Origin of the sequence: Micromonospora sp. HNM0581, assembly GCF_012726175.1 — a bacterium.
Taxonomy (GTDB): Bacteria; Actinomycetota; Actinomycetes; order Mycobacteriales; family Micromonosporaceae; genus Micromonospora.
Genome location: NZ_JAASAD010000010.1, coordinates 169,255 through 184,408 on the forward strand (window position 1 = coordinate 169,255; position 15,154 = coordinate 184,408).

Sequence of the window (15,154 nt, forward strand, 5' to 3'; positions counted from 1 at the left end):
CTCACGAGGACACAGCGATGAACATCCTGGACGCCCTTGACGCCCAGTCGAAGCGCACCGACCTGCCCGACTTCCGTGCCGGTGACACCGTCAAGGTGCACGCCCGGGTGGTTGAGGGGGCTCGGTCCCGGGTCCAGATCTTCCAGGGCGTCGTCATCCGCCGCCAGGGTGCTGGGCTGCGCGAGACCTTCACCGTCCGTAAGCTCAGCTTCGGCGTCGGCGTCGAGCGGACCTATCCGATCAACAGCCCGGCGATCGACCGGATCGAGGTCGCGGTCCGCGGTGACGTCCGTCGGGCCAAGCTTTACTACCTGCGTGAGCTGCGGGGCAAGAAGGCCAAGATCAAGGAGCTGCGCGAGAAGCAGCCGAGCTGACCTCGCTCTGCGCCACGCCGCCCAAGCTGCGCGTATGTCGTACTCGTCAGTCCGCACTACCCTGGTGGTACGGGCGCAGCGCGGCGGTGACCCGCCTCCTGTGGCGGGTGACCTCCACTACCGCCCGGGGAGCCTCGACGAGGTTCCCGGGCGGTAGTCGTTTCTGCGGACCTGGGAGTGGGCGTGGTACAGGCGCTTGACGACGGCGGTGCGGTTGATCCGTGGCGACGACGTAACCGGCGCGGTAAGCGGCAGATGCCACTCTGGCAGGAGTTGCCGCTGCTCCTCATCGTCGCTTTCTGCCTGGCGGTGCTGATCCGCACGTTCCTGCTCCAGGCGTTCTTCATCCCCTCCGGGTCGATGGAGGACACTCTGCTCGTCGGTGACCGGGTGGTGGTGAACAAGGTCGTCTACGACGTCCGGAACCCGCTGCGGGGCGAGGTGGTTGTCTTCCGGGGCACCGATCAGTGGGTCCCGCAGGTGGATGCGCAACCGGCCACCAGCTTCGCCGACAAGTTCGGCCGCACGGTCGGTGACCTGGTCGGCGTTGGTCGTCCGGGTGAGAAGGACTTCATCAAACGCGTCATCGGACTACCCGGCGACCGGGTGAGCTGCTGCGACGATCAGGGGCGGGTGCTGGTCAACGGCACCCCGTTGGACGAGTCCGCGTACGTGCTGCGTGACTCGCCGTTGGATTTCCCACCGAATCCACAGGAATGCCGTTCCCGGCGGTTCGAGGAGATCGTTGTTCCGCCAGGTCAGATGTTCGTCCTCGGCGACCACCGGCAGGTCTCGCAGGACGCGAGGTGCCAGGGCACGGTGCCGATCGAGAACGTGGTCGGCCGGGCGTTCGCGGTGGTCTGGCCATCCGACAGGTGGCATTCGCTGCCGATTCCCGACACCTTCGCCAGCGTCGCCCCGCCAACGGCAGCCGACGGGGCGGCCCCGGTACGCACCGACTCCAACGGTGGTGTCGTCCTGCTTCTCCCGGTTGCAGCCACACTTTCCGTTCTCGCGCGTTCCAGACGGTGGCGCTTGGCCGGGCAACGTAGGCTCCTTCCGTGATTGACGAGCAGACCGACACGCCCCGCCACTCCTTCTGGAAGGAACTGCCCATCCTCCTCGGGGTGGCGATCCTGGTCGCGGTACTGGTACGCGCTTTCGTACTGCAGACCTTCTTCATCCCCTCACCGTCGATGGAGAACACACTCAAGATCGACGATCGGGTGCTCGTCAACAAACTCGTCTACCACACGCGTTCACCGCACCGCGGCGAAGTGATCGTCTTCAAGGCTCCGCTCGAGTGGAGCGGCAGACCCGCGGGGGAGGACTTCATCAAGCGGGTGATCGGTGTGGGCGGTGACCGCATCGTCTGCTGCGACGACCAGGACCGCCTGTTGGTCAACGGCATCCCGCTCGACGAGCCGTACATCTTCTCCGTGGATGGCCAGCGCGACAAGCCAGCGGACCAGGAGTTCGACGTAGAGGTGCCCGAGGGGCGGCTCTGGGTGATGGGCGACCACCGCTCCGCCTCCGGTGACTCACTCGAGCACTACCAGCAGTCCGGTCAGAACATCGAGACCGCCACCATCCCCGAAGACGACGTGGTCGGGCGGGCCTTCACCATCTTCTGGCCGTTCGACCGGGCCACCATCCTGACCGTGCCGGACGAGTTCGACGCGATTCCCGCGTCCTGATCCGGGCCGGCCTTGCGGTAGGCGAGTGCTTCCGGGGGCAGGCGGCGCGGCGTGGGCGACGTCGCAGGCATCTGGCAGTCTGGTGCGGTGACCGTCTACACCCCCAGGTGTGCCGCTCGCGTCCTGCTGGTCGACGCGGGCGGTCGGTTGCTGCTGTTCCGCGGCTTCGACCCGACCTGCCCCGAACGCGGGCGTTGGTGGTTCACCCCGGGTGGGGGACTGGATCCGGGGGAGACGTATGCCGAGGGCGCGGTCCGCGAGTTGGCCGAGGAGACCGGGCTGCGGCTGACCGTGGCCGACGTCGGCGTGCCCGTGCACGCCGACGTCACCGAGTTCTCTTTCTGCGGCGTGCGGTACCGGCAGGAGCAGCAGTTCTTCCTGGTACGGGTGACGGCGCACGAGGTCGACACGGCGGGGTTCAGCGAGGTGGAGCGGAGTAGCGTCGACGGTCACCGCTGGTGGTCGGCGGACGAGTTGAGCGGCACCGGGGAACGCTGCTATCCACTTGACCTTGCAGAGGTGCTGACCCGCGCGTTGGCCGGCACGACGGCTGTCATCGAGGGACGGGAATGCTGACTCCACCACGTACCGTGGTACGCCGCGAGGCCGGGCTGTACGCGTTGGAGCGGGCCCTGCAACGGCGCGGCTTCCGACACGTCGCCGGTGCCGACGAGGCGGGCCGTGGTGCCTGCGCAGGTCCGCTTGTCGCCGCCGCCGTGGTACTGCCGGAGGGCCGGCGGGGCGAGATCCACGGGTTGGCCGACTCGAAGCTGCTGACGCCGGCCAGTCGGGAACGGATCCACGATGAGGTGGTCGAGCGCGCACTGGCGTACGCGGTGGTGGTCATCCCGGCCGACGAGGTCGACTCCCGTGGGCTGCATGTGTGCAATCTGGCCGCGATGCGGCGGGCGCTGGCCTCGCTGGTGGTCCGGCCGGAGTACGTCCTGACCGACGGCTTCGGCGTGGACGGCCTGGGGGCGCCCGGGCTTGCGGTGTGGAAGGGTGACCGGGTGGCCGCCTGCGTGGCGGCGGCGAGTGTACTGGCGAAGGTCACCCGGGATCGGATCATGGTGGATCTGGACGCCGAGCATCCCGGTTACGGGTTCGCCGAGCACAAGGGGTACATCACCGCCGAGCACACAGCCGCGCTGCGCGAGCGCGGGCCGTGCCGGGAACACCGCTACTCGTATGTCAACGTGGCCGCCGTCTCCGGGCTCGACAGTCGGCCACCCCGCGCCCGGCGACCGCTGGACGCGAGCCGGGACGAGCCGATGGAGCGCTCGCCCGCCGTAGGGGGTACCGTCGGCGTGGCGTTGGGCGAGCAGCCTTGGCCTCCGGTGCCGGTGGGGGAAGATGTGGTCATGGAAGGCGGAGTGCGATGAGCGCGGAAGATCTCGAAAAGTACGAGACAGAGATGGAGCTCCAGCTCTACCGGGAGTACCGCGACATCGTCCGTCAGTTCTCCTACGTGGTGGAGACCGAGCGCCGGTTCTACCTGGCCAACCAGGTCGACCTGCACGTGCGCAACTCCGACGGCGAGGTCTACTTCGAGGTCGAGATGCACGACGCCTGGGTCTGGGACATGTATCGTCCAGCCCGTTTCGTGAAGAATGTCCGGGTGATGACGTTCAAGGACGTCAACGTCGAAGAGTTGGAGAAGCCGGAGATTTCTCTCCCCGCCGACTCCGGCTTCGGCGGCTGATTCGGGTACCGACTGGGGCGGTGACGGCGGACCCCCACCCGTCGCGACCGGCCCTCGTTCCACAGTGCACCGAAGCGTGTGTCGGAATCGGTGGCATCGCCCCCCCGGGTGCCCGGCGAGTCGGGACGGCAGCCGCCCATAGCAGATCGACAGCTTCGTGCGTGGACTGTCCACAGGACGTCCGACCGTCCACAGGGGGGCTGCGGTGGGCGGTGGCGGACAAAGATGCCGACCACAATCGACCGCATGCGACCGCGGATGGCGATGACCGGTGGACTCACCACGCTCCTGTTGCTCGCCCCCTCCGGGCCGGTGGGCGGTGCGGCCTGGGCGATTGGTCGGCTGCCTCCGCCGGCCACGTCGAGCGGCTGGCCGGACCAGCCGGCCACATCCGGGCTGGACGGCAACCTGCGTGTCGACGGCGGCGGGGTGTTCCGCTGGCCGGTCGACGGCGCACCGGAGCCGGTGCGCAGGTTCGACCCGCCACGCCGCCCGTGGCTTGCCGGTCATCGGGGAGTCGACCTGCTCGTCCCTGCCGCCGCCACGATCCGTGCGGCCGGAGCGGGCACGATCCTGTTCGCCGGCATGGTCGCCGACCGGCCGGTGATCACGGTCGGGCACCCCGACGGGCTACGGACCACCTACGAACCGGTCCGACCGATCGTCACGGTGGGCACGATGGTGCCGGCCGGGGCGCCCCTGGGCACGCTGCTGCCCGGGCACGCCGGCTGTCCGGGCGTCGCGTGCCTGCACTGGGGACTGCGGCGGGGGGAGGACTATCTCGATCCGCTCGCTCTGCTCGGTCTCGGACGGGCCCGGCTGCTTCCCGTCGGTGGCGTCGCCGTCAGCCGTGAGCGTCCGCTCACCGTTGGGCGAGCAGTCCGGGCAGCCCGACGGCCAATCGCTGGTACTCCTCGGGCGTGTTGTAAATCTGGCCGCACAACCGCAGCCAGCCGCGTCCGTCCCAGTTGGTGACCGCGACCTGGGTGGCGAGCCGCTGGGCGATCCGGGTCTGCAATGCCCGGGCACCGTCCAGGGTGGTGGCGAGGTCCGCAGGCAACGGGACGAGCCGCATGGCGACCGTCGGTCCACCGGGGTCGGGCAGGTCGGTCGGTGGCACGCCCAACGCGTCCCCCACCACCCGCTGCCCGTACGCGGCCAGGCCGGCGTTGTGGGCGCGTACCCGGTCCACACCGAGGCTGCGTAGCACGTAGAGTCCCACCGGCGCGCTCAACCAGGCCGTGTAGTCCGAGGTTGCCTGCCACTCCAGACGGGCCGGGAACCCCGAGTCCTGTTCCCAGGAGACCACCAGCGGCTCGATCCGGTCCCGCCATGGGGCTGCCACCACAAGCACGGCGGTGCCGCGCGGCGCGTACCCCCACTTGTGCAGATTGCCGACCCAGAAATCGGCACCGATGCTGCGTACTGATGTCGGCAGCATGCCCGGGGCGTGCGCGGCGTCGACAAGTACCGGTACGCCGTGCTCGCCGGCCACCCCGGTGATCGCGGCGACCGGGAACAGCCGGGCCGTGGCGGAGGTGAGCTGGTCGATCACCAGCAGGCGGGTCCGGCCCGGCCGCAGTCCGTGCCGCACGATCTGCACCACCTCTTCGTCGGTGGCGGTCAACGGGACCCGCACGATCCGGTGGGTGGCCCCGGTGCGGCGGCACTCCCGACGGATGGAGTGTTCGACGGCACCGTAGCCGTGGTCGGTGGTGAGCACCTCGTCACCGGAAGTCAGCCCGAGGGACTGCAACACCACCGCGGCACCGGTGGTGACGTTCGTGGTCAGGGCGGTGCCTTCGGGATCTGCGCCGAGGAAACCCGCCAGATGCCGGCGGGCGTGCGCGATTCGGTCGACCAGGCCCTGCGAGAAGAACCGCAGCGGGTTGGCCTCCATCTCGTCGCGCAGCCGTTGCTGGGCGCGTTGCGCCATGATCGGGACCGCTCCGAACGAGCCGTGGTTGAGGTGACTGACGGCCGGGTCGAGGGAGAAGAGCAGGCTCGCACCGGTGATCGGCTCGGGGGGTGGCGCAACGCTCACCCGATGATCGTATCCGTCGACGGGGCGTGCCCCGTGCTGCTTGCCGCTTGTCACCCTTGGTGGCCTACCTGTTTGGTGTGGTCCGACTGTCGCGCCCGGCCCAGGCTGGCATCTGGTCGTGCGGTCGTCAGGCGCGTGGGTGGGCCTGGCGGTAGGCGGCCCGGAGTCGTTCCACCGAGACATGGGTGTAGATCTGGGTACTGGCCAGCGAGGAATGTCCGAGCAGTTCCTGCACCGCCCGTAGGTCCGCTCCGCCTTCGAGTAGGTGAGTGGCGGCCGAGTGGCGCAACGCGTGCGGACTGGTGTGAGGCAATCCCGCCGCCTCGGCGTAGCCGCCGACGATCCGGCGGGCGGTGGTCGGGTGCAGCCGACCACCGCGGGCACCGAGCAGCAGCGCGTCCCGGGCATCGGGGACCACCAGGACCGGCCGTCCGTGCCGCAGCCAGTCGTCGATGGCGCGTTGCGCCGGCAGCCCGTACGGCACCGCCCGCTCCCGGCCGCCTTTGCCGTGTACCCGGACGACCCGACGGTCCTCATCGATGTCACCCGTGTCGATCCCGCACACCTCGCTGACCCGTACCCCGGTGCCGTAGAGCAGTTCGAGTAGGAGCCGGTCGCGTAGCCGTACCGCCTCGTCGGTGTGCCCGGACCCCGCCGTCGTGGGCGAGTCTCCGACGGTCTGAGGACCGGCGCCGCACGTCGGGGTGGCCTGGCGGAGGGCGGGTTCCTCGACAAGGATGGCCGCCTGGTCGGGACGAAGCACCGTCGGCAGCGTCCGGCGTGGTCGCGGGCTGGCCAACGTGGCGGCGACGTCGGTACTCAGCAACCCTTTCCGGTGCGCCCAGGCGCTGAAGGTGCGGGCCGCTGCGGCTCTCCGGGCCAGTGAGGTGCGGGCGGCGCCGGTCGTTCGTTGCCGGGCCAGCCAGCTGCGTACCGTGTCGAGGCTCAGTTCGGACACTTCGGTGCACCCCATCCGCCCGGCGTGGTCGAACAGCGACACCAGGTCGGCGACGTACGCCCGCACGGTGTGCGCGGAGCGGTTCCGGACCGAGGTTAGGTGCCCCGCGAACTCGTCCACGGCGCTGCGCAGCGGGGTCGGTAGCGCGTCGTGCATCGCCTGGGTGCCCTTTGCGGCCTGTCCCCTCCCGCCCGTCCTGCCCACGAGCTCCACCCTACGTGCCGGGCCGGGTGGCCTGCCGGCTCGGCGGAACCAGGGCATAGCCGTCCTCCCGGCGTACCACCAGGGCCAGTTCCTCCAGTAGCGGCAGTTTGCGCAGCACCGTGCGGACGGCGAGACCCGCCCGTGCGGCCAGGGCATCCACGCCGATGCGGTTGCGTCGCGGCATCGCCTCCACGATCGACCGGGCATCGTCGTCGAGCAGGTCGGTGGGCCGTTCGGGTCCACGCGGCACCGGGGCCAGTTCGCCAATCCGGCCCACCTCCTCCAGCACCTGGGCGAGGCCCGTCACCAAGCGTGCCTCCGGATATTCCCGGAGCATCTCGTGGGCGCCGACGGACATCGCCGAGGTGACCGGGCCCGGCACCACCATTGCGGGTCGGCCGAGAGCGATGGCCCGCCGGGTGGTCTGCGTCGCGCCACTGCGGGCCGCTGCCTCGACCAGCACGGTGCCCCTCGTCCCCGCCGCGATCACCCGGTTGCGGATGAGGAAGCGAGGACGCAGTGGCTCCGCACCCGGCGGCCATTCGCTCACCAGCAGACCGGTGTCGGCGATGCGGTCGAACAGCGCGGCGTTGCCCATCGGGTAAGCACGATCCACTCCGCAGGCCAGCACCGCGACGGTGAGCCCGCCGGCGTTCAGCGCACCACGGTGCGCGGCGGCGTCGATGCCGAACGCGCCACCGGAGACGACGGTCCAGCCTCGGTTGGCCAGGCCGTAGCCCAGCTCCGTGGCGATGTGGGTGCCGTACGCCGTGGCGGCTCGCGACCCCACCACCGCTACGGACCGGTCCAGCGCCTCGGCCAGCGGCCACGATCCGCGTACCCAGAAGCAGAGCGGTGGTGCGGTTTCCACGTCCACCCGACGACGGGCCTCGAACAGGCGGAGCGTGCACAGGCTCCGCACCGTCCCGGGCCATTCGTCGTCGCCGGGGATGACGACCCGGACACCGAGCCGGTCGGCACGGTGCAGAGCCTCGGCGGCGATCACCCTGGCGTCACCGGCACGGCTGCGCGCCGCCACGGATTCACGCAACGCCTGCTGAGGTGCTCCGCCGTCCAACAACAGGTCCAACGCGCCGACCGGACCAAGCTCGTCGACGAGATCGTGCACCGACCGGGTGCCCGGTTCGGTCAGCCAGGTCAACGCCACCCGGGCCAGGGTCAACTCCTCGTTGGTGCTCATGTGCCTTCTCCCGTCCTGAGCGCGATGGCCTCGCCGACGTCCCCTGCGTCCGGCCGTGCCCGCCCGTCGAGGTCGGCGATCGTCCAGGCGAGTCGGACGACCCGGTCGAAGCCACGGGCGGACAGTGATCCCGAGTCGAGCCGGGACCGCAGCTCTGCGGTGACCCGGCCGGGCAGCCGCCACGGCGCCCGACGCAGATCTGGGCCGGGTGTCTCGGCGTTGAGCCGCCGACCCAGTGGTGCCCAACGCTCGGCCGCCGTCGCCCGTGCCGCCGCGACCCGCTGGGCGACCACCGCGGAGGACTCGTGACCGGTGGTCTCCATCAGCTCGGCGGCACGCATCGGTGGTAGGCGCACCTGGAGATCGATCCGATCGAGCAGCGGACCGGAGAGCCGGCCGAGGTAACGGCGGCGGGCCAGCGGGGCACACTCACAGCGGTCGTCGCCGGCCGGGTTGGCACACGGGCACGGGTTGGCCGCCAGAACCAGTTGGGCGCGGGCTGGGTATTCGGCGCTTCCCCGGCTGCGGGTCAGCAGCACCCGGCCGTGCTCCAACGGTTGACGCAGCGCCTCCAACGCCGCCTTGCTGAACTCGGGCGCCTCGTCCATCAGAAGTACCCCCCGGTGGGCGAGGGACATCGCACCGGGGCGGGCGAGCCCTGACCCGCCACCGACGATCGAGGGGACGGTCGCGGTGTGATGAGGTGCCTGGAACGGTGGGCGGCGGATCAACCGGCCGCCTGCCGGCAGCAGACCGGCGATCGAATGCAGTGCGGTGACTTCCAACGCGGCCTCGTCGTCCAGCTCCGGCAGGATCGACGGCAGGCGTTCGGCGAGCATCGTCTTGCCCGCCCCGGGCGGCCCGATCAGGGCCAGATGGTGTCCACCGGCGGCGGCGACCTCCAGAGCCCGGCGACCCAGTCCCTGCCCGGCGACTTCGGCCAGGTCGGGGCCGGGTGGCTGCGGTGACGGAGCGTCGACCGGCGGCTCGATCAGCGGCGTGCCGTCGCGGACGAAGGAGACCAGCCGGTGCAGGGTGTCCACGCCACGTACCAGCAGCCCGGGGACGACGGCCGCCTCGGCGGTGTTGTCGGCCGGAACGATTACCCGCCGTACACCGGCCTTTGCCGCCGACGCGACCATCGGCAGCACGCCCCGGACCGGTCGCACGGTGCCGTCCAGGCCCAGCTCCCCGAGGACCGCCACACCCTCGAGCGGCACCAGCGGGAGCTCGCCCGACCCGCCGAGCAGTGCCACCGCGATCGCCAGGTCGAACGCCGAACCGAACTTGGGCAGGGTGGCCGGCAACAGGTTGAGTGTGATCCGGCGGTTCGGCCAGCGCTGGCCGGAGTTGACCACCGCCGCCCGGACGCGATCACGTGCCTCGTGCAGAGCAGTGTCCGGTAACCCGGAGATCACCACCCCGGGCAGGCCGGCAGCGAGATCCACTTCTACCTCCACCAACTGCCCGGTCACCCCGACCAGACCGACGCAGAGCACCCGCGCGTAGCTCATCGCCCCGCCTCGCTTCGCTCGGTACCCGGACGCGGCACCCGGGCGCTGCGCTGGCGGATGTGCCCGCTCACCGGAACGCGTCCTTGACGTGCTCGACGTGTGCCCGGCCGACGCGGGGCAGCAGCACCGAGATGACGTCGAAGCGGACCTCGTCGGCGGTGGTGCCGGTGGCGGCGAGCCAGGCGGCGGCGAGCCCCCGTAGCCGGCGGGCCTTGCGGGGTACCACCGCCTCGGCGGGGCTGCCGAAGGTCGCGGTGCGCCGCGTCTTCACCTCGCAGAAGGCGAGCACCGCTCCGTCCCAGGCAACGATGTCGATCTCCCCGGCGCGGCAGCGCCAGTTGCGGGCCACTGGGCGTAGTCCCGCCTCGATCAGATGCCGTACGGCGCAGCGTTCCCCGTACCCGCCGATCGCCTGGTTGCGCTTGGTCATGACCGGCACCCTGCTCCCGTCCAGAGCGTGCGGCGACCCCACCTTGGTGTTCTGTGGACGGCCGAGGCAGTTGTGGACGAACGGACGATCATGCACTAGTTGTGCTATAGCACTCTTGGTGGGCTGGTCAGACGCGGGGTCGGATGGCGTGCTGAGCGCTCGTCGCATACGGTGCCGGGCGTGGACGGACGACGTAGCTTCGCCGACGACCGGGAATCACGCTGGTATCCGGGCGATCATGACCACGGTTATGCCGACCCGCAGTGGCGTCCGGTGGGGGAGCGGCACTACCCCGGCGACGAGCCGCGCGTGGTACCTGAGCAGCGTGGTGACGACGACGACCGGTACGTCTCGCCTCGCCGCGCCGCCCTGACGGACCCGCTCGGTGACGTCGCGGTGGATACTGAGCGCTACCGGGCGTCGCGTTCCCGCCGGGCGGACCCGACCGAACCGGACGTCTCCGGTGAGTTGCCCGTCGATCGCGCCGGTCGACGGGCCGCCCGCGAGATGGACCCGACCAGCGGCGGGACACCGGTGTCGGCGGAGCCGAACCGTGCGGCCCTGGCCGGATACCCGATCGTCGAGACCAAGCGTGGGACCGAGGCCGGTAACCCGCTGGAGCAGCCGACCGGACCGGTGCCGTCGGTGACGACCCGGACCGAGTCGCCGGTGGGCGAGGCCCCGACAGGCTCGACCGATGCCGTGACAGGTCACCCTACGGCCGGTCACCCGCTGACAGGTCACCTGACCTCCGGTCACCAGGTGGGCGGTGTCCAGCCGGGCATGCCGGCCGGGGACGGTGTGTACCGGACGCGGCGACCGGCGCTCGCGGTGCTCTTCGCCCTGCTGGTCTTGCTCTTCGAACTGCCGGCGGTGCGGGTGCTGCTACACGGCGCCACCGCGGACCCGGTAGCCACAGGGGACGTGTTGGCGGGCACGTTCCTGGTCTGTGGGCTGCCGATCTTCGCAGCCGGCCTCTACGGGTTACAGACTGCCGGCTTCCCGCTGAGCGACGGGGTGCGTGGTTGGTTGCGACCGCCGACCGCGTACCTGACGGTCGGACTGGCGCTGTTCCTGGTGGCCGCGGTCGCTGCCGGCTGAGTCTGGCCCGGTCGAGGGCTGACCGTTGGCCGTACCGCCAGCCGAGTGCGGAGCCCCGCCGTACCCGGGCGTGGAACGGTCGGCAGGGCGCGTACACTGGTCATCCGGCGACCGCCTCGTGCGGTCGACCTCGCGTGCCCTCCTCACGAGTCGTCGTGCGGCGGCGGCCTCCCTGGTCCCGACCCGGTCGGGCCCACCATGGTCGACGACCGGGCACCAGGACGCCTGGCCGCCGGCCGGGCGGGACAACCAGGGACCGCAAGGAGTATCAATCATGGCCGTCGTGACGATGCGTCAGCTGCTGGAGAGTGGTGTTCACTTCGGGCACCAGACCCGGCGCTGGAACCCGAAGATGAAGCGCTTTATCTTCACCGAGCGTAACGGCATCTACATCATCGACCTGCGCCAGACTCTCGACTACATCGAGAAGGCGTACGACTTCGTGCGTAACACGGTGGCCGAGGGCGGCAGCATCCTGTTCGTCGGCACGAAGAAGCAGGCGCAGGAAGCGATCGCCGAACAGGCCACCCGCGTGGGCCAGCCGTACGTCAACCACCGTTGGCTCGGCGGCATGCTCACCAACTTCCAGACGGTGTACAAGCGGCTGCAGCGGATGAAGGAGCTTGAGGCGCTCGGTGACCTCAGCGGCACCGCCGCCGGCTACACCAAGAAGGAAACCCTGCAGCTCTCCCGCGAGAAGATCAAGCTGACCCGCACCCTGGGTGGCCTCCGGGACATGCAGAAGCTGCCGGCCGCGGTCTGGGTGGTCGACACGAAGAAGGAGCACATCGCCGTCGACGAGGCCCGCAAGCTGGGCATCCCGGTGATCGCCGTGCTCGACACGAACTGTGACCCGGATGAGGTCGACTTCCCGATTCCGGGTAACGACGACGCGATCCGCTCGGCCGAGCTGCTGACCAAGGTCGTCGCCGCCGCCGTGGCCGACGGTCTGATCGCCCGCTCTGGACGTCGCCGGGGCGGCGACGAGAAGCCGGAAGCGGGTGTCGCCGCCGACGAGCCGCTGGCCGAGTGGGAGCGGGAACTGCTCGAAGAGCCGAAGAAGGCCGACGAGCAGCCGCCGGCCGCCGAGCAGCCGGCCGCCGAGCAGGCCGCAGCCGAGCAGCCGGCCGCCGTCTCCGGCCAGTGACCGTACCGCCGTCCGGTCATCGTCCGTTCGACGGGCGGTGACCGGCGGCGGGTGGGGCGGGCACGAACCTCGCGTCATCCGGTAAACGTCACCGCAGACCATTCCACGCAGTCTCAACACCGAAGAGAGAGCCATGTCCCAGATCACCGCCGCGGACGTCAAGAAGCTCCGCGATCTGACCGGCGCCGGCATGATGGACAGCAAGAAGGCCCTGACCGAGGCCGAGGGCGACTTCGACAAGGCCGTCGAGATCCTGCGCGTCAAGGGCGCGAAGGACGTCGGCAAGCGGGCCGGGCGGACCGCCGCGAACGGTCTGGTCGCACACTCCGGTAAGGCGCTGCTCGAACTCAACTGCGAGACCGACTTCGTCGCCAAGAACGACAGTTTCATCGCGCTGGCCCAGCAGCTCGTCGAGCACGGTGAGCGGGCCGGCGTCGGCAACGCCGAGGAACTGCTGGCCACCGAACTCGACGGCCGTACCGTCGCCGACCTGGTCCAGGAACAGTCCGCCAAGATCGGCGAGAAGTTGGTGCTCAACCGGTTCGCCAAGCTCGACGGCACCGTCGCGGTCTACCTGCACCGCAAGGCGCAGGACCTGCCGCCGGCGGTCGGTGTGCTCGTGCAGTACACCGGTAAGGCCGACGAGGCGGGCGACGCCGACGCGCGCGGCGCGGCGATGCAGATCGCGGCGATGCGGCCGCAGTACCTCACCCGTGACGAGGTGCCGGCCGAGGTCGTCGAGTCCGAGCGGCGCATCGCCGAGCAGACCGCTCGGGAGGAGAACAAGCCCGAGGCCGCACTGCCGAAGATCGTCGAGGGCCGGGTCAACTCATTCTTCAAGGACTTCGTCCTGCTGGAGCAGTCCTCGGTGACCGACAACAAGAAGACGGTGAAGCAGGTGCTGGCTGAGGCCGGTATCGAGGTCACCGGTTTCGTGCGGTTCGAGGTCGGCCAGGCCTGAGCCGGCCAGGGCGCGTCGCGCCCGTGTGCGGGGAGCAACGACGAGACGAGGAGGCCGCCGGTGTACGCGACACACACCGCGGCCTCCTCGTCCCATAAGGTCGGCAGCGGCAGGTACGCGCACCGGAGCGCGCCAGTGGGGGAAGGACGGGCGGATGACGCAGGTTGTGAGTGACCGGACGTTGGCGGCGGACGATCCGACGGCACCACCGCCCGGTCGGGCCCGGCGGGTCGTGTTGAAGCTTTCCGGCGAGGTGTTCGGCGGGGGCGCGATCGGCGTCGACCCGGACGTGGTGCAGGCCATCGCCCGACAGATTGCCACCGTGGTGCGCCGGGGTGTACAGGTCTCCGTCGTGGTCGGCGGTGGCAACTTCTTCCGTGGTGCGGAGCTGCAGAAGCGGGGCATGGATCGGGCCCGTGCTGACTACATGGGCATGCTCGGCACGGTGATGAACTGCCTGGCCCTCCAGGATTTCCTGGAGAAGGAGGGCATCGAGACCCGGGTGCAGAGCGCCATCACGATGGCCCAGGTCGCTGAGCCTTACATTCCGCTGCGAGCGATCCGGCACCTGGAGAAGGGCCGGGTGGTCATTTTCGGTGCCGGCGCGGGTATGCCGTACTTCTCCACCGACACGGTGGCCGCCCAGCGCGCACTCGAGATCCACGCGGACGTCGTGCTGATGAGCAAGAACGGGGTGGATGGCGTCTACACGGCCGATCCCCGGATCGACCCGACCGCCAGCAAGCTCGACTCGATCACCTTCTCCGAGGTGCTGCGTCGCAACCTCCGGGTCGCCGACGCGGCGGCCTTCAGCCTCTGCATGGAGAACGGCCTGCCGATGCTGGTCTTCGGCGCGCAGGGCGACGACACCATCGTCCGGGCCGTGGGTGGCGAAAAGATCGGCACTCTGATCACCACCTGAGCCGATCGCCGACGGCGATCCCGGCATCCCGGTGACCCGACAAGCCCACGACGAGCACAAGAAGGAGGCGAGGAGACCGGTGATCGACGACACCCTCCTCGAGGCCGAGGAGAAGATGGAGCGTGCGGTCGAGCACGCCAAGGAGGAGTTCGGTGCCATCCGTACCGGTCGCGCGACTCCGGCCATGTTCTCCAAGGTCATCATCGACTACTACGGCAGCCCGACCCCGCTGACGCAGATGGCGTCGGTGGCCGTTCCGGAGCCGCGGATGGCCATCATCAAGCCGTACGACAACTCGCAGATCAACGCGATGGAGAAGGCAATCCGCGACTCGGACCTCGGGGTCAACCCGAACAACGAGGGTAACCAGCTGCGCATCCTGCTCCCGCAGATGACCGAGGAACGCCGCCGCGACATGATCAAGGTTGCCCGGCACAAGGGTGAGGAGGCGAAGGTCGCCATCCGTAACATCCGCCGTAAGGGCAAGGAGGAGCTGGACCGGCTGGTCAAGGACGGCGAGGTCGGTGAGGACGAGGGGCGTCGCGCGGAGAAGGAACTGGACGACCTGACCCAGCGCTACGTGTCACACGTCGAGGATCTGGTCAAGCACAAGGAGTCCGAACTCCTGGAAGTCTGACGGCGAGGTCACCACTTTTCCGATCATGAAGTTGTTGCCGTCGCTACCGGCGTGGCGTGGTGACAACTTCATGGTCGAGGCTGCGGGAGCGGGCACCCGGTACGCCCTTGCAAGCGGGTGGGTGCAGTAGGCTCGGCACGATTCCCGGTGACCCGACGGTGAACGGTGGGGATCGGTCAGCCGACAGGCCGGCATATCAGACGGAGCGCCTCGCGCGGGTAGGGGATGGTAGTGGCTGTGCGTCAAGTGGTGGATCTCGTAC

Annotated in this window: 17 protein-coding genes; 12 read left to right on the forward strand and 5 right to left on the reverse strand. The window is 69.9% G+C overall.

The window, feature by feature from the left end; all coding sequences use genetic code 11:
• Positions 1 to 17: 17 nt before the first annotated feature.
• The 7 genes from rplS (at position 18) to HCA58_RS14680 (ending at position 4,748) form a co-directional block, all read left to right on the forward strand.
• Positions 18 to 374, forward strand: a complete 357-nt coding sequence (gene rplS, locus HCA58_RS14650; protein ID WP_169598375.1) for a 50S ribosomal protein L19 — start codon at positions 18 to 20, stop codon at positions 372 to 374.
• A gap of 183 nt (positions 375 to 557) precedes the next feature.
• A complete protein-coding gene (gene lepB, locus HCA58_RS14655; protein ID WP_169598376.1) occupies positions 558 to 1,439 on the forward strand; it encodes a signal peptidase I in 882 nt (293 codons plus the stop codon).
• A complete protein-coding gene (gene lepB, locus HCA58_RS14660; RefSeq protein WP_169598377.1) occupies positions 1,436 to 2,071 on the forward strand; it encodes a signal peptidase I in 636 nt (211 codons plus the stop codon). The genes lepB (HCA58_RS14655) and lepB (HCA58_RS14660) overlap by 4 nt, the downstream gene beginning before the upstream one ends.
• A gap of 87 nt (positions 2,072 to 2,158) precedes the next feature.
• A complete protein-coding gene (locus HCA58_RS14665; RefSeq protein WP_169598410.1) occupies positions 2,159 to 2,647 on the forward strand; it encodes an NUDIX domain-containing protein in 489 nt (162 codons plus the stop codon).
• Positions 2,641 to 3,453, forward strand: a complete 813-nt coding sequence (locus tag HCA58_RS14670; RefSeq protein ID WP_169598378.1) for a ribonuclease HII — start codon at positions 2,641 to 2,643, stop codon at positions 3,451 to 3,453. The genes HCA58_RS14665 and HCA58_RS14670 overlap by 7 nt, the downstream gene beginning before the upstream one ends.
• On the forward strand, positions 3,450 to 3,773 hold the full coding sequence (locus tag HCA58_RS14675) for a DUF2469 domain-containing protein (RefSeq protein WP_169598379.1): 324 nt from the start codon (positions 3,450 to 3,452) through the stop codon (positions 3,771 to 3,773). The genes HCA58_RS14670 and HCA58_RS14675 overlap by 4 nt, the downstream gene beginning before the upstream one ends.
• A 246-nt stretch (positions 3,774 to 4,019) precedes the next feature.
• Positions 4,020 to 4,748: a peptidoglycan DD-metalloendopeptidase family protein gene (locus HCA58_RS14680; RefSeq protein ID WP_240956219.1), complete on the forward strand. Its 729-nt coding sequence runs from the start codon at positions 4,020 to 4,022 to the stop codon at positions 4,746 to 4,748.
• Here the strand turns inward: HCA58_RS14680 and HCA58_RS14685 are convergent.
• From HCA58_RS14685 to HCA58_RS14705, 5 genes are all read right to left on the reverse strand, one after another.
• Positions 4,636 to 5,817 carry an aminotransferase class V-fold PLP-dependent enzyme gene (locus HCA58_RS14685; protein ID WP_169598381.1) on the reverse strand — a complete coding sequence of 394 codons (1,182 nt, stop codon included), beginning with the start codon at positions 5,815 to 5,817 and terminating at the stop codon, positions 4,636 to 4,638. The genes HCA58_RS14680 and HCA58_RS14685 overlap by 113 nt on opposite strands.
• A 127-nt stretch (positions 5,818 to 5,944) precedes the next feature.
• A complete protein-coding gene (locus HCA58_RS14690) occupies positions 5,945 to 6,931 on the reverse strand; it encodes a tyrosine recombinase XerC (protein WP_169598411.1) in 987 nt (328 codons plus the stop codon).
• Between the two features lie 58 nt (positions 6,932 to 6,989).
• Positions 6,990 to 8,180, reverse strand: coding sequence for a DNA-processing protein DprA (locus HCA58_RS14695; RefSeq protein ID WP_169598382.1), 1,191 nt, complete (start codon positions 8,178 to 8,180; stop codon positions 6,990 to 6,992).
• Positions 8,177 to 9,694, reverse strand: a complete 1,518-nt coding sequence (locus HCA58_RS14700; protein WP_169598383.1) for a YifB family Mg chelatase-like AAA ATPase — start codon at positions 9,692 to 9,694, stop codon at positions 8,177 to 8,179. Before HCA58_RS14700 ends, HCA58_RS14695 begins: the two co-directional genes overlap by 4 nt.
• A 67-nt stretch (positions 9,695 to 9,761) precedes the next feature.
• The gene (locus tag HCA58_RS14705) at positions 9,762 to 10,124 is read right to left on the reverse strand and encodes a YraN family protein (protein WP_169598384.1); all 363 of its coding nucleotides are present in this window, start codon (positions 10,122 to 10,124) and stop codon (positions 9,762 to 9,764) included.
• A gap of 180 nt (positions 10,125 to 10,304) precedes the next feature.
• Between HCA58_RS14705 and HCA58_RS14710 the strand changes: the two genes are divergently transcribed.
• From HCA58_RS14710 to frr, 5 genes are all read left to right on the forward strand, one after another.
• The gene (locus HCA58_RS14710; RefSeq protein WP_346775991.1) at positions 10,305 to 11,225 is read left to right on the forward strand and encodes a hypothetical protein; all 921 of its coding nucleotides are present in this window, start codon (positions 10,305 to 10,307) and stop codon (positions 11,223 to 11,225) included.
• A 274-nt stretch (positions 11,226 to 11,499) separates the two neighbouring features.
• A complete protein-coding gene (gene rpsB / locus HCA58_RS14715) occupies positions 11,500 to 12,372 on the forward strand; it encodes a 30S ribosomal protein S2 (protein ID WP_169598386.1) in 873 nt (290 codons plus the stop codon).
• 133 nt (positions 12,373 to 12,505) lie between these two features.
• Positions 12,506 to 13,333: a translation elongation factor Ts gene (tsf, locus tag HCA58_RS14720; protein WP_169598387.1), complete on the forward strand. Its 828-nt coding sequence runs from the start codon at positions 12,506 to 12,508 to the stop codon at positions 13,331 to 13,333.
• Positions 13,334 to 13,487: 154 nt separating this feature from the next.
• Positions 13,488 to 14,255, forward strand: a complete 768-nt coding sequence (gene pyrH / locus HCA58_RS14725) for a UMP kinase (RefSeq protein ID WP_169598388.1) — start codon at positions 13,488 to 13,490, stop codon at positions 14,253 to 14,255.
• A gap of 79 nt (positions 14,256 to 14,334) precedes the next feature.
• Positions 14,335 to 14,892 carry a ribosome recycling factor gene (gene frr / locus HCA58_RS14730; RefSeq protein ID WP_169598389.1) on the forward strand — a complete coding sequence of 186 codons (558 nt, stop codon included), beginning with the start codon at positions 14,335 to 14,337 and terminating at the stop codon, positions 14,890 to 14,892.
• Positions 14,893 to 15,154 lie beyond the last annotated feature (262 nt).